The sequence below is a fragment of the Brevundimonas sp. UYEF29 genome (assembly GCF_040546195.1).
Taxonomy (GTDB): Bacteria; Pseudomonadota; Alphaproteobacteria; order Caulobacterales; family Caulobacteraceae; genus Brevundimonas; species Brevundimonas huaxiensis.
Genome location: NZ_JBEPNH010000005.1, coordinates 37343 through 61169 on the forward strand (window position 1 = coordinate 37343; position 23827 = coordinate 61169).

16 protein-coding genes and 1 riboswitch are annotated in these 23827 nt (G+C 65.7%); of the genes, 8 read left to right on the forward strand and 8 right to left on the reverse strand.

Going from position 1 to position 23827, the window contains the following annotated elements; translation table 11 throughout:
• Positions 1-120: 120 nt before the first annotated feature.
• The 3 genes from ABIB58_RS09600 to ABIB58_RS09610 are packed head-to-tail and all read right to left on the reverse strand — an operon-like array spanning position 121 to position 2983.
• The gene (locus tag ABIB58_RS09600) at positions 121-912 is read right to left on the reverse strand and encodes an acyl-CoA thioesterase (protein ID WP_354040582.1); all 792 of its coding nucleotides are present in this window, start codon (positions 910-912) and stop codon (positions 121-123) included.
• Positions 909-1970, reverse strand: a complete 1062-nt coding sequence (locus tag ABIB58_RS09605) for a methionine synthase (protein ID WP_354040584.1) — start codon at positions 1968-1970, stop codon at positions 909-911. The genes ABIB58_RS09600 and ABIB58_RS09605 overlap by 4 nt, the downstream gene beginning before the upstream one ends.
• 29 nt (positions 1971-1999) lie before the next feature.
• Positions 2000-2983: a DUF1852 domain-containing protein gene (locus tag ABIB58_RS09610; RefSeq protein WP_354040586.1), complete on the reverse strand. Its 984-nt coding sequence runs from the start codon at positions 2981-2983 to the stop codon at positions 2000-2002.
• Between the two features lie 108 nt (positions 2984-3091).
• A riboswitch (cobalamin riboswitch) is annotated at positions 3092-3299 on the reverse strand.
• Positions 3300-3803: 504 nt separating this feature from the next.
• Between ABIB58_RS09610 and ABIB58_RS09615 the strand changes: the two genes are divergently transcribed.
• The 5 genes from ABIB58_RS09615 to ABIB58_RS09635 all read left to right on the forward strand — a co-directional run bounded on the left by ABIB58_RS09615 (position 3804) and on the right by ABIB58_RS09635 (position 11360).
• Positions 3804-4028, forward strand: coding sequence for a hypothetical protein (locus ABIB58_RS09615; protein WP_231576708.1), 225 nt, complete (start codon positions 3804-3806; stop codon positions 4026-4028).
• Between the two features lie 186 nt (positions 4029-4214).
• Complete coding sequence (locus ABIB58_RS09620; protein WP_354040589.1) at positions 4215-7520, forward strand: helicase-related protein; 3306 nt, start codon at positions 4215-4217, stop codon at positions 7518-7520.
• Between the two features lie 137 nt (positions 7521-7657).
• On the forward strand, positions 7658-9016 hold the full coding sequence (locus ABIB58_RS09625; protein ID WP_045811964.1) for an alpha/beta hydrolase: 1359 nt from the start codon (positions 7658-7660) through the stop codon (positions 9014-9016).
• A complete protein-coding gene (locus ABIB58_RS09630; protein ID WP_045811965.1) occupies positions 9013-10557 on the forward strand; it encodes a GMC family oxidoreductase in 1545 nt (514 codons plus the stop codon). The genes ABIB58_RS09625 and ABIB58_RS09630 overlap by 4 nt, the downstream gene beginning before the upstream one ends.
• A complete protein-coding gene (locus ABIB58_RS09635) occupies positions 10557-11360 on the forward strand; it encodes an SDR family NAD(P)-dependent oxidoreductase (protein ID WP_045811966.1) in 804 nt (267 codons plus the stop codon). The genes ABIB58_RS09630 and ABIB58_RS09635 overlap by 1 nt, the downstream gene beginning before the upstream one ends.
• A 57-nt stretch (positions 11361-11417) precedes the next feature.
• Here the strand turns inward: ABIB58_RS09635 and ABIB58_RS09640 are convergent, their stop codons facing one another.
• From ABIB58_RS09640 to ABIB58_RS09650, 3 genes are read right to left on the reverse strand one after another with little or no spacing between them, the layout of a single operon-like run.
• Positions 11418-12311 carry an SDR family oxidoreductase gene (locus tag ABIB58_RS09640; protein ID WP_354040592.1) on the reverse strand — a complete coding sequence of 298 codons (894 nt, stop codon included), beginning with the start codon at positions 12309-12311 and terminating at the stop codon, positions 11418-11420.
• Positions 12304-14151, reverse strand: coding sequence for a glycoside hydrolase family 15 protein (locus tag ABIB58_RS09645; protein ID WP_156146876.1), 1848 nt, complete (start codon positions 14149-14151; stop codon positions 12304-12306). The genes ABIB58_RS09640 and ABIB58_RS09645 overlap by 8 nt, the downstream gene beginning before the upstream one ends.
• A complete protein-coding gene (locus ABIB58_RS09650) occupies positions 14148-15137 on the reverse strand; it encodes an SDR family oxidoreductase (protein WP_045811968.1) in 990 nt (329 codons plus the stop codon). The genes ABIB58_RS09645 and ABIB58_RS09650 overlap by 4 nt, the downstream gene beginning before the upstream one ends.
• 494 nt (positions 15138-15631) lie before the next feature.
• Here ABIB58_RS09650 and ABIB58_RS09655 point away from each other — a divergent pair, with 494 nt between their 5' ends.
• From ABIB58_RS09655 to ABIB58_RS09665, 3 genes are all read left to right on the forward strand, one after another.
• Positions 15632-16957, forward strand: coding sequence for a TolC family protein (locus ABIB58_RS09655; protein ID WP_502909745.1), 1326 nt, complete (start codon positions 15632-15634; stop codon positions 16955-16957).
• A gap of 110 nt (positions 16958-17067) precedes the next feature.
• Positions 17068-18015 (forward strand): HlyD family secretion protein, encoded by a 948-nt coding sequence (locus ABIB58_RS09660; protein WP_354040595.1) that lies wholly within the window; start codon positions 17068-17070, stop codon positions 18013-18015.
• Positions 18012-20327, forward strand: coding sequence for an ABC transporter permease (locus ABIB58_RS09665; protein ID WP_354040597.1), 2316 nt, complete (start codon positions 18012-18014; stop codon positions 20325-20327). Before ABIB58_RS09660 ends, ABIB58_RS09665 begins: the two co-directional genes overlap by 4 nt.
• 30 nt (positions 20328-20357) lie before the next feature.
• On the opposite strand, the gene ABIB58_RS09670 is transcribed toward ABIB58_RS09665, so the two are convergent.
• Positions 20358-22832, reverse strand: coding sequence for a TonB-dependent receptor (locus ABIB58_RS09670; protein WP_052689486.1), 2475 nt, complete (start codon positions 22830-22832; stop codon positions 20358-20360).
• Positions 22819-23775 carry a FecR family protein gene (locus ABIB58_RS09675; RefSeq protein ID WP_354040600.1) on the reverse strand — a complete coding sequence of 319 codons (957 nt, stop codon included), beginning with the start codon at positions 23773-23775 and terminating at the stop codon, positions 22819-22821. Before ABIB58_RS09675 ends, ABIB58_RS09670 begins: the two co-directional genes overlap by 14 nt.
• Between the last annotated feature and the right edge of the window lie 52 nt (positions 23776-23827).

Consider the following 23827-nt stretch of genomic DNA (forward strand, 5'->3'; position numbering starts at 1 on the left):
ATGCTGGAACGGTCAGGACGGTCGTTTCACGAGGCTATCGCAGCCCGCGCTACGTTCGTCTGGATCCCCAAGATCGTCTCGATGTCGATTACTTGGCCCTAAGCCGGGGTCGCTTCTTGCCTACCCAAGAGCACCATCTATGGCACCGAAGCTTCCATCTAAACTCCGTCTGGCTTGGATTGCCTTCGGCTTAGCCGCGTCATCGACGGCGACCATGACGAACTCGGCCGTGGTCGAGCGTCGCCGTTCTCCTGTCAGGAGGCGTTCGGCCCAGAGCTGAAGCTCGACCGAGAGGGAGCTGCGCCCGACCATCTTCACGCGCGAGACCAGTTCGACCATGTCGCCGCCGTCGATCGGGGCCTTAAAGTCGATGCGGTTGGTCGCGGCCATGACCATGACTTCGCGCGCATGGCGGGTCGCCGTGACGAAGGCGGCCTTGCCCATGAGCTTGAGCGCGTCGCCGCCGAACAGCGTGCCGTAGTGGTTGGTCGTGCCGGGAAAGACCATCTCTGCGGTCCTGAGCCAGCCGTCGTTCGCCTCGCCTGCCTCATCGAGGGACGCCAAGGGATGGTCATCCCCCGCCGGCCTCAGGGCGACCATGTTGAAGGCGCCGCGCGTGCACAGGCGGCGCTCGCCGCTGAGCAGGCTTTCGGCGTGCAGTTCGACTTCGACGCCCAGCGAGGACCGCCCGATCCGAACGACGCGGCCGACCGCCTCGACCATCTCGCCGATCCGGGCCGGGGCGGCGAAGTCGATTCGTTCGCATCCGGCCGTCACCACGGCCCGTCGTGCATGACGGCTCGCGGCCAGAAAGGCGACCTTGTCGAGATGGGCCAGACCGACACCGCCGAACAGGGTGCCATGGTGATTGGCGTCGCCGGGGAACACCATGTCGATCAGGCGAACCCTCACGACTTGGACCTTTCCGCGCCGTAGTAGAGGTCGCGCGACAGTTCCTCGCGCACGATGTCGGCCCCGGCGCTCAAGGCGCGCAGCTTGCCGTTGGCGACGCGGCGCGACAGGGGCGCCATGCCGCAGTTGGTGGCCGGATAGAGTTTGTCGGCGTCCACGAACTGAAGCGCCCTGCGCAGGGTGTCGGCCACCGCTTCGGGCGTCTCGATCGCATCGGTCGCGACGTCGATGGCGCCGACCATCACCTTCTTGCCCCGGATCAGTTCGATCAGATCCATCGGCACGTGCGAGTTCTGGGCTTCGAGCGAGATGATGTCGATGCTGGAGGTCTGCAGCTTGGGGAAGGCCTCTTCATACTGCCGCCACTCCGAGCCGAGCGTCTTCTTCCAGTCGGTGTTGGCCTTGATGCCGTAGCCGTAGCAGATGTGGACCGCCGTTTCGCACCTCAGCCCTTCCGCCGCCTTCTCCAGGGTCGCCACGCCCCAGTCGTTCACCTCGTCGAAGAAGACGTTGAAGGCGGGCTCGTCGAACTGGACGATATCGACGCCGGCGGCCTCCAGCTCGCGCGCCTCCTCATTGAGGATCTTGGCGAACTCCCAGGCCAGCTTCTCGCGGCTGCCGTAATGGTTGTCATAAAGGGTGTCGATCATCGTCATCGGCCCAGGCAGGGCCCATTTGATCGGCTGGTCGGTCTGGGCGCGCAGGAACTTGGCGTCCTCGACGAAGACCGATTTCGGACGACCAACGGCGCCCACGACCACCGGGACGCTGGCGTCATAGCGATTGCGGATTCGCATGGTCTTGCGGTTCTCGAAATCGACGCCGTCGAGGTGTTCGATGAAGGTCGTGACGAAATGCTGGCGGGTCTGTTCGCCGTCGCTGACGATGTCGATGCCGGCCCGGCGCTGATCGTCGAGCGACAGGCGAAGGGCGTCCTGTTTGGCCTCGATCAGGTCGTCGCCCTGCAGCTTCCAGGGCGACCAGAGCGTCTCGGGCTCGGCCAGCCAGACCGGTTTGGGCAGGCTGCCAGCGGTCGAGGTCGGGAGAAGGGTTTTCATGAGGTAAGGCTCTGAAATCTGGAAACTGATCAGGCGGCGAAGGCGGCCGACCATTGGTCGAGAAGGGCGCGGTGCGGCTTGATGAACCGCTCCTCGACGAAACGGCCTTGTTCGACGGCCAGCCGGCTGCGCTCGTCGCGGTCGTAGACGATGCGGGTCAGCGAATAGTCCTGCGCCTTCAGGCTGGGCTGATACTGCTCGGTCGCCGGGGAGTTGGCGTTGTAGATCTCGGGCCGATAGATCTTCTGGAAGGTCTCCATCGTGGCGATGGTGCTGGCCAGTTCGAGGTCGGCGTAGTCGCCGGTCAGGTCGCCGATGTGGTACAGGGCGAACGGCGCCACGCTGCCTGGGGGCATGAAGTAGCGAACCTTCATTCCCATCTTTGCGAAATACCGATCGGTCGGCGAGAAGGCGTCGGTGTCGTATTCCAGCCCCAGCACCGGATGGTCGAAGCCGGTGCGGTGATAGGTCTTGTTGCTGGAGACGCTGAGGCAGATGACCGGCGGCTTGGCGAAGTTGTCGCGATAGGCGCGCGACGCCAGAAAGTGCCGGAACAGCTTGCCGTGCAGATCGCCGAAATCCTCCGGCACGCCGCCGTTCGGATGTGCTTTCAGGTGTTCGGGCAGAACCACGCTGAAGTCGTAGTCGCGAACGTAGGAGGAGAAGTTGTTGCCCACGATCCCATCGATCCGCAGACGCGTCTCCTTGTCGATGATCGTCGTCTGCAGGATTTCGATCAGCGGAAAGGCGTCATCGCGTTCCGATCCAAGGCTCATCTCGACCGAGACGATCTGAAGCTCCAGCGCATAGCGATCGCCCCTCGGATTGTCGTGGTGGGCCAAGGAGTTGAAGCGGTTGTCGATCATCCGCAGGGTGTTGCGCAGATTGTCCCGGCGGCTGTCGCCTCGCGCCAGGTTGGCGAAATTGGTCGTGATCCGCGTCTTCTCGGCGGGACGATAGTCTTCGTCGAGCGCAGTCCGCTTGATCCTGAAGGTGAAGTCGCTGCTCGCCATGGTCTCTGCCGTTGATGCTGTGGCGAGACAGCGGACAGGGACGCGCGACCGCTCGCGCGCAGTCGTCCCGTCGCGGCGTTCATGCGGCCTGACCGGGCACCCCGCCGGAGGACGTTATCTGTCGGGGCAGGTCTCCTGGCTCACGGGTCACGGCTTCCGGCCCGGCCTTCCCAACGTCCGAAGACGCCAGTGACACGAAATGGACCTTCGGCTCGCCGCTCACAGTTGCGGGGGCAGCGCCGGCATCACACCGGCTTCCCTCTTAGCTCCGCATCGCCCGGAGGCGACGCGCAGAACCTCGACCTATCCATGAGACGCGCACCAGACGCCGAAGTCAAGAAACACATAAGGATATCCTTATGGGTTCTGTCGGCTTCTACCATCGCTCCTGCTGTTCAGCTTTCCGGGGTCATGGCTCCACGAGCCCATCGAAGATTGAATAGCATCTCTTTGGATCCCGGTCTGCCACAGACGCCGCCGGGAAGTTTGTCGTCCGACAATGCTAAGGCTAAGCGAAGGCACGGGTGGAGCGCACGAGTTGCTAGCTTGTGCGCTAATAGCGATCACAAATCCTCGACGGTTTTGGAGGTGAGCCACCTCAATTCGAAGAGGTTCTGTCGAGTCCATAGATCGCGCTAGCTCAATCACTTAGAGGCTTGGACCCTCTGGGCGGCGCCCATCGGGCGCGCTGCGCGTTGTCCCGACGATGAAGCAGCCCTTCCGATACCCTACGACTCCAGACGGCCGTTACTTCGTGGTGCGAGGCCGGCTTTGGCGATGCGCCAAGCCAGCGTTGTCGACTGCGGCGAGGGACGAACTGGTGCATGATCTGATGTCGGCGCGCCGGGCGGTGCGGACGGCCCTGGCGGCTGAGGATCCAGATGCTCTGGCCGCATCGCGGCGGAGCGTGGACAAGGCCAAGATGGGGCTGGGCGAGCGGGGGCCGGTTTGGTGGAGCGACGGCTCACCGGATCTCAATCGGCGCATGGTGCGCAACACCCCCTACGCGGATTGGTTCGCCAGTTTGTCCGAGACGCGCGAATGATGACAGCATTCCATCGTTTCGTTGCGGCTTAGGCCATGCGTTCGATACGGCCATGGCAGAAATAGCCGCCGCCCGGAAGGATCCCGCAAATCCGTTCTGAGGCGGTCCGTCGCGCTAGCAGCTGAAATGACAAGTTGGGGTACGAAAGCGGGCGCAACCCTCGGACGGCCTCGGGGTTGAGCCAGGATGAAATCGTCACCTGCCGACACCGATCTTTCCGCCACGGGCCTACAGGTCCTCGTTGGAGGGCCAGCGCCCGAGCAGGACGACGGCAAGCGTTGGAAAATGCCGGCGGCGGCCGTGGCGGCTGGACTTGCCGAGATGAAGACAAGGCGCTCGCAGGCCGTGGTGTTTATAGCCACCAGCGAACGCCGCGCCGATGAGATTGCGGCGGCGCTCTCGCCGATGGTGAAGGACGCCGAGGTGCTGGTTCTGCCGCCCTGGGACTGCCTGCCTTACGACCGCGCCGCGCCTTCGCGGGAAAGCATGGGGCGGCGGATGGCGGTCCTGGCCGCCCTGAACGAAGCCGGCGCAAGGCCTGTGTTCCTGGTCGCTTCGCCCGATGCGATCGTGCAGCGGACGCCGTCGCGCGAACGGATCAAGGCCCGCTTGTCGCTCGCGGCGGGCGAGGCGCTGGATCGCGAAGTCCTGGAGTCGTTTCTGACCGATACGGGCTATGCGGCGGATGAGCGGGTCGATGAACCTGGCGAGTACGCTCTGCTCGGCGCGGTGGTCGATGTCTTCCCGCCCGCGTCCGCCACGCCTTATCGCATCGCCCTGGACGAGGCGGACCGGATCATCGAGATCCACGCCTTCGATCCCGTGTCGCAGCGCCGGGGCGCCGAGATCGAGACGATCTGTCTGACCCCGGCGGCTGAGTGGAGCGACCGGTCGCTCGAGGATGATGAGGCCGATCATCAGGACAGGGGGCCATCGATCGATGCTGAGACCTCCACGACCCTGTTTGATTTCCTCGACAAGCCGATGATCCTGACCGACGTGGGCGTGGATGATCGGTTCGAACGCATTCGCGCGCATGTGGCCGAAGCCTATGACACGCGCCTGCGCTTCAGCGAGGGCGCGCGTCCTGCGAAACCCGACAGCCTCTATTTGACGGAAGAAGACCTTCGGCTGGCGTTGAAAGGCGCCAAACCCCTGAGCGTCGAAGGTTGGGCGCCGACGCCGGCGTTCGCATTGACGAAGTCGCCGGGACGGGCCCTGAAACAGTTCATTGCCGAGCGGCGCGAGGCGGGCGATCGCATTGTGCTGACCGGATTGCCTCATGAGCACAGGATCATTCTACGCCTGCTGCGTCGCCACGATATCGATACGCCCGTGACGCTCGAGAGCTGGAGCGCGATCGCGCCACTGCAGCCCGGGCAGATCGCGGTCGTAACCGCCGATCTGGACACAGGTTTCCGGCAATCGGCGACCGGTCTTGTCGTCCTGACGCCTTCGGACATCTTCGGCGGCCGGATCGCGCGTGCATCCGGCGACGCGAACAATGCGTTCGGAGAGACAGAACTGCGGTTGGACGATGTGGTCATCCATGAAGACCACGGTCTGGGCGTCCTGAAGGCTTTGGAACGGGTCGCTGCCGATGGCGTGGAGCGCGACGTTCTGCGCATCGAATATCATGGCGGAGGGACCATCCTCGCGCCGATTGAGGAGTTCGGCAAAATCTGGCGCTACGGCTCGGAGCCGGACGCGGTGTCGCTGGATCGGCTGACCACCCAAGGATGGCTCAAGCGTCGCGCCAAGGTCAGCGCGCAGATCGACGAGGCCGCAGCGGCCCTGTCCGCCCGGGCCGAAGCGCGTGCAGCGCTGAGGACCGAGCCGATCACCGCGCCGCGTCAGGCGCTGGCCCGGTTCGCCGCCGGCTTCGCCTTCCCCGAAACGACCGATCAGGCGCGGGCCATCGAGGCGGTCCTGTCGGACCTGGGGTCCGGCAAGCCCATGAACCGGCTCGTCTGCGGCGATGTCGGTTTCGGCAAGACCGAGGTCGCCCTGCGCGGTGCGGCGGCCGTGGCCCTTGCCGGCAGACAGGTCATCGTCGTCGCCCCGACCACCGTTCTGGCGCGCCAGCATTTCGAGGTGTTCAAGAGGCGGTTCAAGGACACGGACATTCAGGTCGGCCACCTGTCGCGCGCCGCAGACAGCGCGGAGGCGCGGGCGGTCAAGGCAGGGCTGGCGGACGGCTCCATGCGCGTCGTGGTAGGTACGCAGGCGCTGGCGTCGGAGGGGTTGGCGTTTTCCGACCTCGGGCTTGTCATCATCGATGAGGAGCACCGCTTCGGCGCGCAGATGAAATCTGCCTTGGCAGAGAAGGCGCCGCATCTGTTGTCGATGTCGGCCACCCCGATCCCGAGGACTTTGCAAAGCGCCATGGTCGGCATTCAGGACGTCAGCCTGATCGCTAGTCCGCCTGCGCGACGTCGGCCAATCCGAACCTTCATGACCCCGTTCGACGCCGGGGCGGTTCGCCTGTCGCTGATGCGCGAGAAGGCGCGGGGCGGGCAAAGTTTCGTGGTCGTGCCGCAGATCGAGGATATGGAACCCTTGGCGGAACGCCTGAAGACTCTAACGCCCGAGCTGTCGGTGGTCTCGGCGCACGGCGACATGTCCCCGTCCGCGATCGACGAGGTTATGAGCCGGTTCTCCGACGGCGAGGGCGACGTGCTTCTGGCCACGAACATCATCGAGACCGGCCTGGATGTGCCGCGCGCCAATACGATGTTGATCTGGCGGCCGGACCGGTTTGGCCTGGCGCAGTTGCATCAGCTGCGCGGGCGTGTCGGCCGGGGGCGGCGACAGGGCTTTACCTATCTGCTTTCCGATCCCGAAGCGCCCATGGCGGCGGCGACGGAGGCGCGTCTTCAGACATTGGAGGCTCTGGACCGACTAGGGGCGGGCTTCGCGATCAGCGGGCGCGATCTGGACCTGCGCGGCGGCGGCGATCTGGTGGGCGAGGAACAGGCCGGACATGTCAGGTTGATCGGCTCGGCCCTTTACCAGGCCGTCCTGGCGCGGGCGCTCGCGGCTGCCAAAGGCGATCCCGATCCAGACCAAGCCTCTCCCAGCCTGAACGTCGGCGCGACAGGGCATCTGCCGGCGGACTACATCCCCGACGAAACCGTGCGCATCAATCTGTACGCTCGGTTGGCGCGCGCCACGACGGCGGAAGATGTCGACGCCCTGCGAGACGAGGCCGAAGATCGGTTCGGTCCTTTACCCGACCCGGCAGAGGATCTGTTCACCGGCCGTCGCTTGGCGGCGCTCGCTCGTGACGCCGGCGTCACGGAAATCGTGTCGGGACCGAAGGCGACGGCGTTGCGGATCGCGGCGGCGCGTCGGCCCGGCATGGAAGCGTCCTTGCCGTTGCGCGATGATCGACGCTGGTCCGAGGATCGCATGATCGTCGACGCCGCCAACGATCAACCGCACGACACGGCCTTCATTGAAAAGCTTCTGACCGAATTGGCGGCGGCTTGAGGCCAGGGCGGGTCTCAGCCTGTTTTGACGTTTGGGTTCTGTTTTGTTGGGAGCAATTCCGCCGCTGGCGCGCTGATCGACGACCGCCGACCGATCACGGCGGAGCCTCACGTCTCCGCTTTCGAAAAAGCCCCTGCATGCCCACAGACACTCGCCTCACTGTCGTCTTCCTTCATTCTCTTGGCTCGAGCCGCCACGATTGGGACGCGGTGATCGACCGGCTTGGCGATGAAGTGGTGACCGTCGCGATCGATCTTCCAGGGTTCGGGGACAGGGCGGGGGAAGGCTATGGCGATGTCCAAGCCGTGCTCGAGGACCTGAGCCGCCGCCTTACCGATCTCCATCTCCCGCGCTGGATCCTTGTCGGCCACAGCATGGGCGGCAAGTTTGCGACCTTGATCGCCGCGCGGGCGCATGACGGGGCGGCCGGTCTGAGCGGGTTGCTGGGCGTGGTGCTGGTCGCCGGATCACCACCCTCGCCGGAGCCGATGGACGAGAACAGGCGCGCGGATATGCTGACCTGGTTCGACGATCCGACAAGGATCGAGGATCGGGGACGCCAGTTCATCGACGCCAATACCGCCGCCGGTCTGCCGCAGGCCGCCTTCAATCAGGCGCTGGCCGATTTCACCCGAACAAACCCCGAAGCCTGGCGCGGATGGTTGGCCGAAGGATCGCGCGAGGACTGGTCCGGTCAGGTCGGCGTCCTGCCTTTCCCCGCCCTGATCATCGCCGGCGCGGAGGATGGCGATCTGGGCGAGGCGGCGCAGCGGCGTGTCAACGCCCCCCACTATCGCGCCGCTGACGTGGTGGTCGTGCCGGATGCGGGGCATCTGATCCCTCAGGAACAGCCGGACCGTCTTGCGGGCCTGGTTCTAAAGTTTGTCGAGAAAGTCGGTTCAGTCGCGTTGCCGCCAGCCTTCGTGGATCTGATGGCGTCCGATCGCGTGTCGGATCGCACGCGACGCTCCATGCTGGATCGTCACTTCGGTCCCAAGCCAGCTGACGGCGGCGTCCTGAACCCGACCCAGCGCGCCGTGCTGTCGGCGATGATCGCGCGCATTCTGCCTGGTACAGGCGATCCGGATGATTTGGCGCGACGTCTGGATGTGGGCCTCTGCAGCGGACAGGGCGACGGGTGGCGGTTCGTCGATCTTCCCTCGGACGCCGAGGCCTGGCGACGCGGGCTGGGTAAGATCGCCGCCATGGCACCGGAGTTCGCGACTCTGGCCCCCGGTCGTCAGGACGACATCCTGCGATCCATTTCGCAGGGCGAATGGGCCGGGCCTGGCCGGCTTTCGGCGGGCGCCATGAAGTTATGGTTCGAGGACGTCGTATCGGAGGCCGCGCGCCTGTGGATGTCGCTGCCGGCCACCTGGGCCCAGATCGGTTACGACGGCTTCGCCACGGGCGGCGAAGGCCGGTTTCAGGGCTACGACCAGACGGCGGCGGACCAGACCGAACCTTGGCGTCTGCCGATGGGGGGCGTGGGTTGAGCGCGCCTGCAAGGACGGCCGGCGAAACCGATGTCGTCATCATCGGCAGCGGGGCCGGCGGGGCTCCGATCGCGGCCAGGCTGGCGAAGGCCGGGCTGTCGGTCACGGTGCTGGAGGCGGGGCGGGCTTTCGATCCGGCTGAGCATACGCCCGACGAAACGACGGCAGACCTTTATTGGATGGAGGAGCGCCTCAGCGGAGGGCGCGACCCGACGGCCTTTGGGGCCAATAACTCGGGCCAGGGCGTCGGCGGCTCGCTGCTGCACTGGGGCGCCTTCTGCCCGCGACCCGATCCCCGTGATCTGAAGCTGGCGTCGGAGACGGGACGCGGGCGGGACTGGCCGTTCGGCTGGGACGAACTGAAATCCTATGTCGAGACTGTAGAGACGGTGATCGGAGTCTCAGGCCCGGCCGACTATCCGTGGGGCGGGCGACAGTTCGCCTATCCGCCCGTCCCGCGCAACGCCCCGGCGGACGCGATGGCTCGTGGCTCAAGGGCCGTCGGGCTGACCGTTACGGATGCGCCGGCGGCCGTGCTGTCCCGCGATCGCGAGGCGGGGACGACGCCCTACCGCATGGCCTGCGTCAACTGCGGCGCGTGCCACCAGGGATGCAGAACCGGCGCCAAGGGCGGCGCGGACAACAGTTTTTTGCCGATGGCCTCAGCCAACGGCGCCACGATCATCGCCAACGCGCGGGCGATAGGCGTCGAGCGTGACGCCGGTGGACGGATCAAGTGCGTGATCTATCGTCGCGACGGGCAGGATCATCGGCTGAACTGTCGAGCGCTGTTTCTTTGTGCGGGCGGTGTCGAGACGCCCCGCCTGCTGCTGAACTGGGGATTAGGCAACGCCGGCGGCGAGGTCGGCCGCAACTTCATGACCCATGTGGCGACCCAAGTCTGGGGGCGGTTCGACGCCGACATGTCCATGAACCGCGGCTATCCCTCTTCCTTGATCAGCGAAGACATGGTGCGTCCGTCGGGCGCGAACTTCTCCGGCGGCTACCTGATCCAAAGCCTTGGCGTCATGCCGGTCACCCTGGCGGGCGGGTTCGCGCGCGGCGCGGGCCTCTGGGGCGCGCCGCTGGTCGACACGCTGCGCAACTATCGCCGGCTCGCCGGGATCGGCATCAATGGAGAGTGTCTGCCGAACGACGACAATCGCTTGAGCTTGTCCGATGAGGTCGACGCCGTCGGGCTGCGCAAGGCGCGGATCGACTTCAGCTATGGCGAAAACGAGCGGCGTCTGGACGCCCATGCCCGGCGCGTCATGACGGAGATTTGGACCGCCGCCGGCGCTGAGGACATCTTCGCGGTGGCCCGGTCGGCGCACACCATCGGCGGCTGCCGGATGGGAGACAAGGCGGACGGGGCGGTCGTCGACGGCGACGGGTGCAGCGTCGAGATCGACAATCTGTACGTTTGCGACAACTCCGCCTTCCCCAGCGCGCTTTCGGCCAACCCGGCCTTGACCCTCATGGCCGTCGCCCTGCGCACGGCCGATCGCTTCCTCGAACGTCAAAGAACAGGAGATTTGTGATGGACCTCGGGATCAAGGGGCGGATCGCCCTCATTTCTGGCGCCGATTCCGGCATGGGCAAGGAGACGGCGCGGCTGCTGCTGGAAGCCGGCGTACGGGTCGCCTTGACCGACAAGCCCGACGGCACGCTGGATGAAGCCGTCCAGGAGTTGTCCGCCTTGGGCGAATGCATCGGCGTGACCGGCGACGTGACCAAGGCCGACGATGTCGAACGGCTGTGGGCGGAAATCCGAGACCGCATGGGCGATCCGGACATCTATGTGAACGCCGCGGGCGTGACCGGCGCGACCGGCGATTTCCTGGATGTCGATGACGCCGGTTGGCTGGAGACGCTGGACATCAATATGATGGGCGCGGTGCGGATGTGCCGCCAGGCCATTCCGGCCATGCGGCGTTCGGGCTGGGGCCGTATCGTCCTGTTCGCGTCGGAGGATGCGGTCCAGCCCTATGTCGATGAACTGGCCTATTGCGCCTCGAAGGCCGGCATTCTCAGCCTGGCGAAGGGTTTGTCCAAGGCCTACGGCTGCGACAATGTGCTGGTGAACACGGTCTCGCCCGCCTTCATCGCCACCCCGATGACCGACGCCATGATGAAGAAGCGCGCCGAGGAACGCGGCGAAACCTTCGACGAGGCGATCAAGAGCTTCCTGAAGGAAGAGCGGCCCGGCATGACGCTAGATCGCAGGGGCAAGCCGGAGGAGGTGGCCGCAGCCGTCGCCTTCCTGTGTTCGGAGCGCGCCAGCTTCATCAACGGCGCGGGCATCCGGGTCGATTCCGGCTCGGTCGCCACCATCGCCGGCTAGTCGTCCCGCCGAAAGAGAGACCGGCGGCGGGACGATCCCGCCGCCGGTTTGGTCTTGTCAGGCGACGCCCATGCCGCCGGTGACGCCGAACACTTCGCCGGTGATGTAGCTGCCTTCCTGCGAGGCCAGCAGAACATAGACCGGGGCGATCTCGACAGGCTGGCCCGGACGACCCAGCGGCACCTGTTCGCCGAACTTCATCACGGCGTCCTGCGGCTGTCCGCCGGACGACTGCAGGGGCGTCCAGAAGGGACCGGGCGCCACGACATTGGCGCGTACGCCCTTTTCGATCAGCTGCTTGGACAGGGCCTTGGTGTAGGCGACGATCCCGGCCTTGGTGGTGGCGTAGTCCAGCAGGATGGCCGAAGGCTCATAGGCCTGGATCGAGGCGGTGGTGATGACCGAGGCGCCCGCCGGCAGATGCGGGACGGCCGCCTGGGCGATCCAGTGCATGGCGTAGAGGTTGGTCTTCAAGGTCTTGTCGAAGTCTTCCGACGTCACCTGCGAGATGTCCTCACGATACTGTTGGCGGCCGGCGTTGATGACCAGAATGTCCAGTCCGCCCAGCTCCGACACGGCCTGTTCAACCATTTGTCGGCACCAGTCTTCATCGGTGATGTCGCCGGGCAGGTCGATAGCCTTGCGGCCTTCAGCCTCGATCAGGGCGATGACTTCGGCGGCGTCCTTGCGCTCGGACGGCAGATAGGAGAGGGCCACATCGGCGCCTTCCCGGGCATAGGCGATGGCGGCCGCGCGGCCGATGCCGCTGTCCGCGCCGGTGATCAGGGCCTTGCGTCCTTTCAGCTTGCCGGAACCCTGATAGCTGTTCTCGCCATGATCGGGCTTGGGGTCCATCTCGCGCGCTTCGCCGGGCACCGGCTGCGGTTGGCGTGGGAAGGGCGGCTTTGGATATTGCTCGCGCGGATCCTGAAGGGTCAGGCGATCAGTCATGGAACGTCTCCGTTTCGGGCTGGGGGAAAGGGGTCTGCGCCTTGCCGACGGCGGTCAGGGCCGTCAGATGCGCGAGGTGGCTGAGCCCCTGCGGCATGTTGCCGAGGTAGGCCCCGGTGTCCGGGTCGATCATCTCGGTCAGCATGCCCCAGCGGCCGCTGAGGGCTTCGCGCAGACCGTCGATGCGGGCGCGCGCCTTGTCCGGTTCGCCGAGCGTCGCCCAGGCTTCGGCGATCCAGAAGGAACAGGCGATGAAGCACCCTTCCTCGGCCTGCATGCCGGTGTAGCGATAATGGAAGACGCCGGCGCCGAGATGGCGATCCAGCGCCTCAAGGGTTGCGCGCAACCGATCTTCGCCGTCGAAACGGAAGCGCACGGCAAGGGCCAGGGCGGCGTCCAGCTTGTCGCTGCCCGGATACATGACGAAGGCCTGAAGGCTGTCGGACCAGCAATGCGTCTCGACCCAGTCGAAAATCCGGTCGCGCTCGCGCCGCCAGCGATCCCGGCATGTCGTCGGCAGTTGTCCGGCGTCCGCCAGTTCGACCGCACGGGCCAGGGCCTGCCAGCAGCTGATCTTGGACATGGTGTAGTGCTGCTGATCCTCCAGCTCCCACATGCCCGCGTCCGGTTGTCGCCAGGCGTCGGCGCACTGGTCCGCCAGTTCCGACAACTGCTGGGCGCTGGCGCTGTCGAGAATGTTGCCGCAGCCGACGAAGCGCGAGGCGGTCTCGAAAATGTCGCCGAACACGCCGTGCTGCGCCTGGTCGGCGGCACGGTTTCCGGTGACCACAGGACGCGAGCCTTTATAGCCCGGCATGTCCCAGTGTGTTTCCGGCGGCACGAGTGCGCCGTCTAGGCTGTAGCAGACCTTGGCGCCATGGCGCTTCAGCTGCATCAGCAGCCAACTGAAGGCGGCCTTGGCCTCGGCCTGGGCGCCGGCCGCCAGGAAGGCTTCGATCGTATAGCCGGCGTCGCGCAGCCAGGCGTAGCGATAGTCCCAGTTCTTGTCGCCGCCCAGACGCTCGGGCAGGGACGTTGTGGCCGCTGCGGCGATGGCGCCCGACGGAGAGTAGAGCAGCAACTTCAACGCCAGGGCGCTGCGAATGAAGTCGTCGCGATACAGGCCGGGACAGTTCAGACGCGCCGCCCAGTCCCGCCATTCCTGATCCGACAGGTCGATGCGGGCGTCGATCTCTTCGATGGACGGCACGACGAGCGGCTCATCCCGCCCGGCGACGATGGCCACTGTGCGACGCTCGCCTGCGCCGACAACGATGGTTCCGACAATGCCCTCGTCGGACCATTCGCAGGAGATGCGCGGATCGTGGACGAACAGGCCGAGGACCCGCTCGACATGGAAGACCGTGTGTTCGCCGATTTTGGAATGATACGGATTGGCCGTATCGCCCCGACGCCCCAAACGCATGTCCAGGGCGAAGGTCACTTCGCCCTCGAGGCCATCGATACGGCGGGCCAGCTCGCACCAGGGCAGGCGGCCGGCCGTGCCGCTGTTCAGGCTTTCGGTCAGGCGCGCACGGCCAGTGGCGGTGGTGAACTCGGTCTCCAGCACATTGCTGTCGGGGCGATAGCGGCGGGTCGCCGTGAAGGCCTCGGTCGGCGTGATCGAAAACCGGCCGCCCTCCGGATCCAGCAGGCGGTCGAAAAGCGGCGGCGCATCGATCGCCGGCACGCACCACCAGTCGATGCCGCCATCCAGCGCTGAAAGCGCCACCGTCCGGCCTTCGCCCAGAACGCCGTAGTCTTCGAGGGCGACGTAACCGTCGGGACGGAGCGTCTGTGACGAGCGCGCCGGATGGGGCGTGAAGGCCGTCTCTATCATCGTTTGGACGATCCGATCGCAAAGCCCGCCGTCACCGCAAGGCCGGCTAGGACACCGACCGCCGCGACCTTGATCGCCGCGATCTGGCGGCTGGACACGAAACCGATCCACGGTCTGACGACCCGTTCGGTGTCCGGACCGTCGATCGCCGCCGGACCGTCTTCGGGTTGATCGAGATTGCCGAGACGCGGCATTTGCAGTTCGCCCTGCTGCGCTGTGATCATCCTGGCGGCCTGCCGATCCGCCAGCGCCGGCAAGAACTGTTGCGCCAGCGCCATCAGCCATGTCGTGCGACCCACGAAGATCTTGCGGCTGGGCCGCTGCACGGCCGACCAGACGGCGTCTGCACATAAGCGGGGATCGAATAGGGGATCTGGAATGACCTGCGCCCGGTCGGTCCGGTTGCGTGACCACAAAGGCTGGGGCGTGTTGACGGCCGGCAGATAGACGGTGGTCAAGGTGACGCTGGAGGCTGCGGCGATCAGTTCGGCCCGAATGGCCTCGGTGAACCCGTCGACGGCCGCCTTGGCGCCGCAATAGGCCGCCTGCAGCGGGGCGGGGCGCAGCGCCAGTCCCGAGGAAATTTGGATCACCGCCCCTTTGTCCACCGGCCGCATTACCCGAAGCGCCGCGCGCGTTCCGTAGACCTGAGACAGATAGGTCGTCTCGACGACGCGGCGGTAGTCGGCGTCGGTCAGATCCTCATCGCGGCCGATGACCGTGGACATGGCGTTGTTGACCCAGACATCGATGCCGCCGAAAGCGTTCACGACATCGCGGCCAACCTGCTCCACGAACTCCGAATCGGACACATCGCCCGCCATGCCGATCACGCGATCACCCGACCGTTTCAACTGGTCAACGGCGTTGAAAAGCCGTTCAGCCTGTCTGGCGATCACCACGACCTGCCATCCGGCCCGGGCGAACCGGTCGGCGATGGCAAGACCGATGCCGGCGCTGGCGCCTGTGACGACGATGACCGGCATGGCGATCCTTCTGATTTCGAATGTGGAATGACGATCGCGGTTGCGGCCGAAGGGGAGGAGGCTCTGACAACGACACGTCCGGAGGAAGGTTGCCGTCTTTCCGGCGACCGGCGCTTAAGTCGCTCGTCAGCATTTTGATGCTGGCGCAATTCTTCGCCCATAGAGATGGACGGGCACGAGCATGCGGGAGGGCGGCAAACACAGTGCAATGTCATTCGCCGTCGAGCGGTGCGGTGCTGCTGGACCGAGCGGCTAAGCTTCGGATAGTTTCTCTCTGCTGAAGGCGGGGTGAAACGATGCGTGCAGCTTGGATCGGTGCGGTTGCTTTGGGCATTTTGGCCGGATCAGCGCCGAACGCCCTTGCGGCGGTCTCCCAAGTTTAGGCCGCGCCCCAAGAGGCGGCCCAGGGCGACGCTACAGTCGCTCTGACCTATGCGGCCGCTCAACAACGTGTTCGCTCCAACTCCAGTCTCGGTCGCGCTGCGGGCTATGGGATGCAGGCCGCCAGGGCCCAGGCGGATGTGGCTGCCGGGCTAAATCGGCCGGCCGTAGCGCTCGATGCTCAGTTGATCCGTTATCGCAAGACATTCGATCTCTCGCTGGGCGACACGCTGGACCGCGCACAGGCCGAGCTCGGCGCCGCCATTCCTGGGCTCATCGCGGATTTGCCCGGCGTGCCGGGTGACGTGTTGCAAAGTGTCGGCCAGCGGCTGGAAGCGGCGCTTCCCGAAATTTTCGCCGCCTTGCCGCAAGACGTCCGATTGCAAGTTGACGACACGACCTTTCGCCCCACGGTGACGGCGCTTCAGCCGATCTATACCGGCGGCGCAATTCCAGCCTTACGACGAGCGGCGGCGGCCAATGTGGATCTGGCGCAGGCGAAGCAGCAGGAAGCGGTCAGTCTGGAGGACGTCAATCTGGCGCGGGCGTACTTTGGCCAGGTGCTGGCCGCCGAAGCGCTGAAGATCGCACGCGAGACCCGTGACGGCTTCGATCTGCATTTGCGCAACGCTCGACTGTTGGAATCGCAAGGCGTGCTCAGCCACGCCCAGACGCTTCAGGTCGAAGTCGCCCGCGATGCGGCTGAGCGGCAGGTCAACAGGGCCGAACTGGAGCACGACAACGCCGTGGCGTCCCTCGCCAGGGTCGTTGACACCAAAGGCGCCGTCGTTCCAACCACGCCCCTGTTCGTAAACCGTGACCCAATCGGTCCAGCCGGCGTGTTTCTTGACCAGGCAAGCCAGGCGAACGCTCGCCTTGCGCAGGCTCAAGCCGGGCGCGATCTGGCCGAGGCGGGCGCCGATCTCGCGGCGTCACGAATGAAGCCGTCCGTCTATGCATTTGGAACCTACAACCTGAACTCAGACGACGCTCTGCCGACCGAGCCGGATTGGGCGGTTGGGATCGGCGCCCGTTACACTCTGATTTCGACGGTGGATCGACGACGCATGCTGGGGGCCGCACGCGCCCAGGCCTCGGCTGCTGCGGAGGTTGAACGACAGGCCCGAGACGACGCCCGATTGCTGGTCACGCGAGCCTATAATCAGGCGGAGTTGGCGCGTCGTCAGTTTCTGAGCATGGACAGCAGCCTGGAGGCCGCCAGCGAGAATCTTAGAGTTCAGGAGGTTGGGTTCCGTGAAGGCGAGGCCACAGCCGCCTCGGTCGTGGACGCCCGCAATCTTCTGGGCGCCGCGCGTTTGCAACGCGCAGCAGCAGCTTACGAATATGATCTCAGCCTGGCCGCCTTGCTGGCGGCGTCGGGAAGCGATCTGACTTTGAACGACTATCTGCAACGCGAAGACCGGATAAGCGCGCCATGAGCGAGAAGCCTCCCTTTGCCGATGCCCCGACAAACGGTGCGCCGACCATCGCGGCCAGTCGTACGTCTGCACGGCGACGTATTCTGCCTGTGATCGTGGGCGTCGGCCTCGTGCTGCTGATCGGCTTCATCATCGTGGGCCTCTTCCTCGCGGCCCGTCCTGCCAGGGATCAAGTTCAGGGCATGGTCGAGGCGGAGACCTTCACTGTTGCGACCAAGGTGCCCAGTCGCGTGGAGCGCTTCCTGGCTTCAGAGGGCGATCAGGTAAAGGCAGGTCAAGTGTTGGCTCTGATGAGCAGCCCGGAGGTTGCAGCAAAGGAGGCTCAGGCCCGGGCCCTGCTTCAGTCGAGTGAGGCCATTCAGTCGATGAGCCGCGAAGGCGCTCGCCGCGAGGATGTGCAGTCGGTCGAGTCCGTCTGGCGCGCCGCCCAGGCGACGGCTCGTTTGGCGGACCAGACTGCGCGGCGGGCGGAGAACCTGTTCGCCGAAGGCGTGATTTCCGCCCAACGCCGTGACGAAGCCGTGGCCGCTCGCGCTGCTACAGCCTCGCAGTCCGAAGCCGCCCGTCAGCAGTATCTGAAGGCGTTGGCAGGGACACGGCCGCAGGAAAAATCCGTTGCCGACGCCAATGTGCAAGGCGCGCAGGCCGCCGTCGCCGAGGTCCAAAGCCTCCAGGGTGAGACACGACTGCTTGCGCCAAACGACGGCGAGGTTGCGGAGCGTTTCGCCAATGTCGGCGAGCTCGTGCTCACGGGCGTGCCAGTCTTCACAATCGTGGACATCGGCGACCCGTGGGTTACCTTCAGTGTGCGCGAGGATCAGTTTCGCGATCTGACAATCGGCGCGATCGTGCGTGGCGACGTGCCCGCACTCGGCCTCGCTGACGTCGCCTTCCGGATCACCGCCATCAATCCTCAGGGCGAGTTCGCCACCTGGCGCTCAACCCGGCAGTCCAGCGGCTATGACGTGCGAAGCTTTCAGGTCAAGGCCAAGCCTGTTCGACCTGTCAGCGGCCTGAGGCCTGGCATGAGCGTGCTGTTCGATTGGTCCGCACGGTGAGACGCCTCGCGGCCGTCTTCGTATCGGCCGTTCGGGACGAGGCGCGCGTCCTGGTGACCCGACGGTGGGACGCGTTCGTCGCCTTTGGCCTGCCGATGATCCTGCTGATGGTCATCGCGGCGATGCTGGCCCCTGGAGTGATCCGTCAGGCCCCGGTCGCCGTGGTCGATCAAGACAATTCGGCCTTCAGCCGCGCCGCAATTCGCAACATGGAGGCGAGCGCCGGTGTTCGCGTGACCCATGCTCCGGCGACGATGACGGAGGCCATGGCCTTGATGCGACGGGGCGAGATTTACAGCGTCGCTCATTTTCCAGCAGATTTTTCTGACGGGGCGTTTCGTCGGCCGGAACAGGTGACCCTGTCGTTCAATGGCGCCTTCCAGACGGTCGGCGCCTTGTCGGCCTTGGGGCAGAGCGCGGCCATCGCATCAGCGGCCGGCCAGCAGTTGCAAGAACGCGCGCGCCAGAGAGGATTGCCCGAAACCGCATTGCAACTCCCCGTTGTCCAGGTGTCGATCGTCGGCAATCCGCAGCTGAGCTTCGAGCTTTTTCTCGGGGGACTTCTGGCGCCGGGGGTCCTTCATCTGCTGGCGGCTTGTTCCGCGGTGTTGGCGGTTGGTCGGCAAATGCAGGGCGGCTCCTTCAAGCGCTTCGAGGCCGAGACCGGCGGCTTCACGACAACAGCTCTGATCGGGCGACTTATTCCGCACTTCATGGTCTTCAGCCTGTGGGGGTTGGCCTGGATCGCCTGGCTCAGCGGCGTCCGGGGCTGGGGTGTAGCAGGCTCTCTCCCTTTGCTGATCCTTGGCATACTCGCCTTGATGGCGGTGAGCGTTGTCTTGTCGGCTTTTCTGGTCGCCGCGCTTGGCGAGGTGGATATGGCGTTCTCGGCCACCGCCATCTATTCGGGTGCGGCTATCGCCTTTTCCAATGGCACTCTCCCGCTGGACCATGGGCCGCGCTTCGCTCGGATCTGGAGCGATATCCTTCCCTATACGCACTATCTACGGCTGCAGACGGGTCAGCTGGTCACGGGTGCGACTTCCGCATCGGCATGGCGAGACTTGATGATTCTGAGCGGCGTCACCGTGATCGGTCTGATCGTTTCGGCGCTTTTCATCCGGGTACGAGCGCGTCTTGTCCCGAAGCCTGAGAATTTGAACTTTCCGCTCCCGCAACAGGGCGTTATCGCCGCCTTCGCCGCGACGTTCCGGAACCTGCCGCGTGCGCGGCCGGTCAGCAGTCTGCTGATCCTGGCCGTCGTCCTTTACGCCTTTTACTATCCGGCCGCCTATGCCGGACAGGCCGCGACGGGACTGCCCATCGCCATAGCGACACCGACGCAGACAACGCTGACGCGCACTCTTGTCGAAGACCTGAATGCGTCGCGCCAGATCGAGGTCGCCGCCGTGATTTCATCCCCTGCTGAGGGCTTTGAACTGATGCGGCGCGGCGTGGTCGACGGGGTCGTCGTCCTGCCTCAGCGTTTTGAGGCCGATCTGTTGAGGGGGGCGCCGACGGGCGTGGCCATCTGGCTGAACGGCGGCTATCTGGTTCGTGTCACGGCTGTCGGCAGAGCCGTCGCCGCCGCAACAGCGCAGGTCGCCGAGGCGCAGTTGAAAGGGCTGCCTGATATCGCCCGCGCCGTCAGATTGGCGCCGACCCTGAAGCAGGTTTCCCTTTTCAACCCGACGGAGGGCTACGGCGGTTACGCCGTGCCGGCGGTCAGTCTTATCATCTTGCAGCAGACGCTATTGCTGGGAGCCGGCGTGATCACCGCCGTGCGTCGAGAGACCGGCGCAGCTAGGCTGAAACGCAGCGCGCGCTTGGGTCTGTGGCTGGCGCTTACGGCGATTGGGACAGCCTCCAGCCTCTTCTATTTCGGTTTCGTGGTCTGGTTTCAGGACTATCCCCGCGCAGGCAACCTGATCGGCGTCCTACTGCTGGCGCCCATATTTTCAGCGGCGGTCGCCGCTGTGGGTCTGCTTCTAGGCGCGCTTTTCGATCGCCATGAACGGGTCTTGCAGGTTTTGGTCGGCACTTCCGCGCCCTTGTTCTTCCTGTCAGGCGCTGCGTGGCCGCATTTCATGATGCCTGAAGGTCTCGTCTGGCTGGCGCACTTTTCACCGTCCACCGCTGCCGTTCAGGCCTTTGTTCGCCTGAACGCCATGGGCGCCAGCCTTTGGGAAGTCTCAGGTTTAGCAGCCATTTTGACAGGCCTCGCGGTCGTCTATGGCGGTTTGTGGGTGGTGTGCGGCTCTCTGCGCGTGACGGCGGGGGCGTCATTGTCGCAAAGCGCAACGCGAGAATAGAGACCAATTGAAGCGCAGGGGTGGGTTTGGCTATCGCGCCGCCCACCTCAGTGTCACGCCGATCGTGCGAGGACGCAAAGGCGTGATGGCCTGGGCGTCGGGGAGGCGGAAAGGGTCGCTGTAGGCGAAGGTGTTTGCTTCGGTGTCGAACAGATTGTCTACGAAGAGCGTCGCGGTCCACGCCGACGCCTCGACGCCCAAGGCCACTCTTCCCGTGCCATAGTCGCCCATTCGATATTGCTGGCGTCCGTCGAACGTCAGGCGCGACGCACCGACGTAGGACAGGCCGCCGTCGGCCAGCAGTTGAAGACGCTCGCCCAGCGGACGCCGCCAGCTGAAGCCGACATTCGCAGAAGCCCGAGGCACCCCGGGCAAGCTCGCGTCGCGCCGGGAATCAAACCGCGCGCTGGGCGAGGTGATACGCGGGTCGGCGACAAGGCCGTTGGCGAACAGCTCAAGCGTCTCGGTGGGACGCCAGTTGGCCTCGACCTCGAAGCCCTTGTCCGCGCCGTCGCCGACGTTGACGACATAGGCCAGGCCGCTGGGCAGAAACTGGTCGCTCTGCACATTGCGCCAGCGCGCGGCGTAGATGGCGGCGCGAAGACGCGCGCGACCATCCGCCGACCGGTACTTGGCCCCCAACTCGGCGTTCCACAGGCTGTCCGGCTTATACTGGCGCGCGGGTGAATCGGACAGGCCGCTGAAGTCCTGACCGATGACGCCGGCGGTGTTGAAGCCGCCGGCCCGGTGGCCACGACTGACGAGGGCGGACAGGTTCAGGCGATCGCTGGGCTGCCAGGCGAGGGCGATCTTGGGCGTGAAGCCGGCGGATTCACCGCGCCCGTCAAAGGATCGCGATCGGGTGAACTGTCGAACCAGGGAGGTGGTGTCATATTCCAGGGCGTAGTAGCGGGCCCCGGCGGTCAAGGTCAGGTCGTAGGGCAGGTCCAGCGACGCCTCGCCATACACGGCGGCCTCGTTCAGCCGGTCGCGCCGCGCCTCGGAATAGATGGCGCGAGGCTCGGGCGTCAGGGCGGACAGGACGGGATTGGTGCGTGTGGTGTTGGACGACACCAGACCGCCGGCCAACCAGCGCCAGCGATCGATATCGGGAGAGGCGAAGTTGGCCTCGCCGACGATCAGATGGATGTCCTTGCCTTCGTCCAGCGCGCCGATGCGCCAGCCCGATCCAAAGCGACGAAGGGCGCTGGAGGCATCGTAGCGGCTCTTGAAGCCGTGCTCCACGACTGAAATCGACGCGTTCAGCCGGCCCCAGGTTCCGCGTCCCTCAATCGAGGCCGAGCCCTGGTCGAAGCGGTTCTGGTGCGGTTCTCGCACCAGATTGGCGCGCCTCAGTGGGCCGAGGCCGCGATAAACGTAGTGGGTGTCCTCTGTGACGATGGATTGGTGGACGACGCCGGCGCGCGCGGTCCAGCCGGGTGAAATCTCCAGCGCGGCGGACAGCCGGCCGCCGCGTCGCGTGCCGTCGTTGACTCGCCGCAGGTTCAGTTCGACGTCGTTGATATAGCCGCTGTAGGTCTCGCCATAGAGGGCCGCGCGGATCGCGGCGCGGTCGCCGGCGATCGGCAGGTTGGCGACCAGGCCATAGTCGGAGTTCCAGCCGCCGCCGTCGGTTCGCGACCGGGTCGCCGAGAGCGACAGGGATTCTTCGCCCATCGCCGGGGCTCGCGTGACGATGCGTACGACCCCGCCGATCGGGCCGGTGCCGTACAACGTGCCTTGCGGTCCGCGCAGCACCTCGACCCGGTCGATGTCGATCAGCTTCAGATCCGGGTCCGGGGCGGCGTATGTCACCGGCGTCAGGTCGAGGTACAGGCCGACAGTCGATTGGGTCAGGCCGGTGAAGACGCCGTCCGATATGCCGCGTAGCAGGATCTTGTTCCGGCCGGGGCCGAGATTGGTCACCGTCATGCCGGAGACGAGGCTGTCCAGCCCCTGCATGCCTGTGACCCCAGCGCGGGCGATGCGTTCGGCGCCGACCGCCGTCATTGCCGATGACGAGGACTGGATCAGTTCGGGTCGGCGGGGGGCGGTCACGACGACTTCGCTGACCTGCGCCACGTCTTGCGGCGGCGCCACAGGAGCGGCCGGGCGTGGGGCGATCGGACGAGCGGAAACGGGCGCCGTGCTCGATTGCCTGCTGATGATCACAGCGCCGTCCTGACGAATGGCGTGGCGACATCCGCTGCCCGCCAGCAATCGCGTAAGGGCCGCGTCCAGCGACATCCGGCCGCTGATCGCGGGGCTGACGCCGGCGCACGACGTCAAACTGCCGCCCAGCGAAACGCGGGCCTGAAGCGCCAGGTCGAGCAGGGCGTCGTCCACGGATTGGCGCGGGATGTAGATGTCGATCAGGCGCGCATCCGCCTGCGCCGGCGTGCTTAGGGCCGTCGTGGCGAGCAGAAAGAGACTGGGAAGAAGGGCGGCGGCGTGTGGCTTGGACAGGGCGAGGCGTTGGGGCCGCCCGGTCTTAACCGGCCTCACGGGCGTTGACGCGGACTTCGCGCGTCGAGGCGTCCACGCGGACGGGGGCGAAATCCTGCAACTGCTTCAACATCACGGCCTCGTCGCCAATGCGAAGGGCGCCGGTGAACCGCAGCGCCCGAGCCGATGTCGATAGCACGACCGGCTTGTCGAGATAACGTGAAAGATCGTCCGCGACATCAGTCATCGGGCGGTTGCGATAAACGAGAACGCCTTGTCGCCAGGGCGAAGTCTGGTCCGGTGACACTTGCGACAGGGCCGGGGTCTGCTCGCCGCTCTGCGCCAGCGCCTGACCAGCGACCAGTCGGACCTTGGGGGCATTGACGGGGGTTACGGCGACGACGCCCCGTTCGACGGCGACGGCGAAACGGTCGCCGTGGTTCAGGACGTTGAAGGCGGTGCCCAGCACCTCGACCTGATGATCTCCGGCGGCGACGACGAACGGGTGGGCCGGGTCGTGGGCGATGTCGAAGGCGGCCTCGCCCTCGGTCAACGAGACCGAGCGTTTGTCGCCGTCGAACCGGACGTCCAAGGTGGAATGGCGGTTCAGATAGACGTGTGATCCATCCTCGAGCGCGACTGTCAGCGGGGTATCGGTGGTGGCGTAGATCTGCGAGCCCGGCGTCAGCCACAGGAACAGACCGACCGCCAGCGTCACGCTGGCGGCGATGCCGATCACCGCGCCTAACCAGGGCGAACGTGTCTTGGCGCGACGTGCACTCGCGGCGGCGAGGTGGATGACTGGGGTCTCTATTGATGCGGGCGAGGCAGGGGTGTCCAGATCGACCCACAGACGCTCGACGGCGTCATAGGCGGCGGCGTGTGCCGGCGACGCCTCCAGCCAGTCCTGGAATTCCAGCCAGGCGGATTCGGGCGCATCGTCGTCACGCAGGACGACGAACCAGTGCAGCGCCTTTTCCTCGATGTCGGTTTGTGCGGTCATCCAATCCCAGCCTGGAGGAACGCCGTGCAACGCGCCTCCTGATAGCAAGACG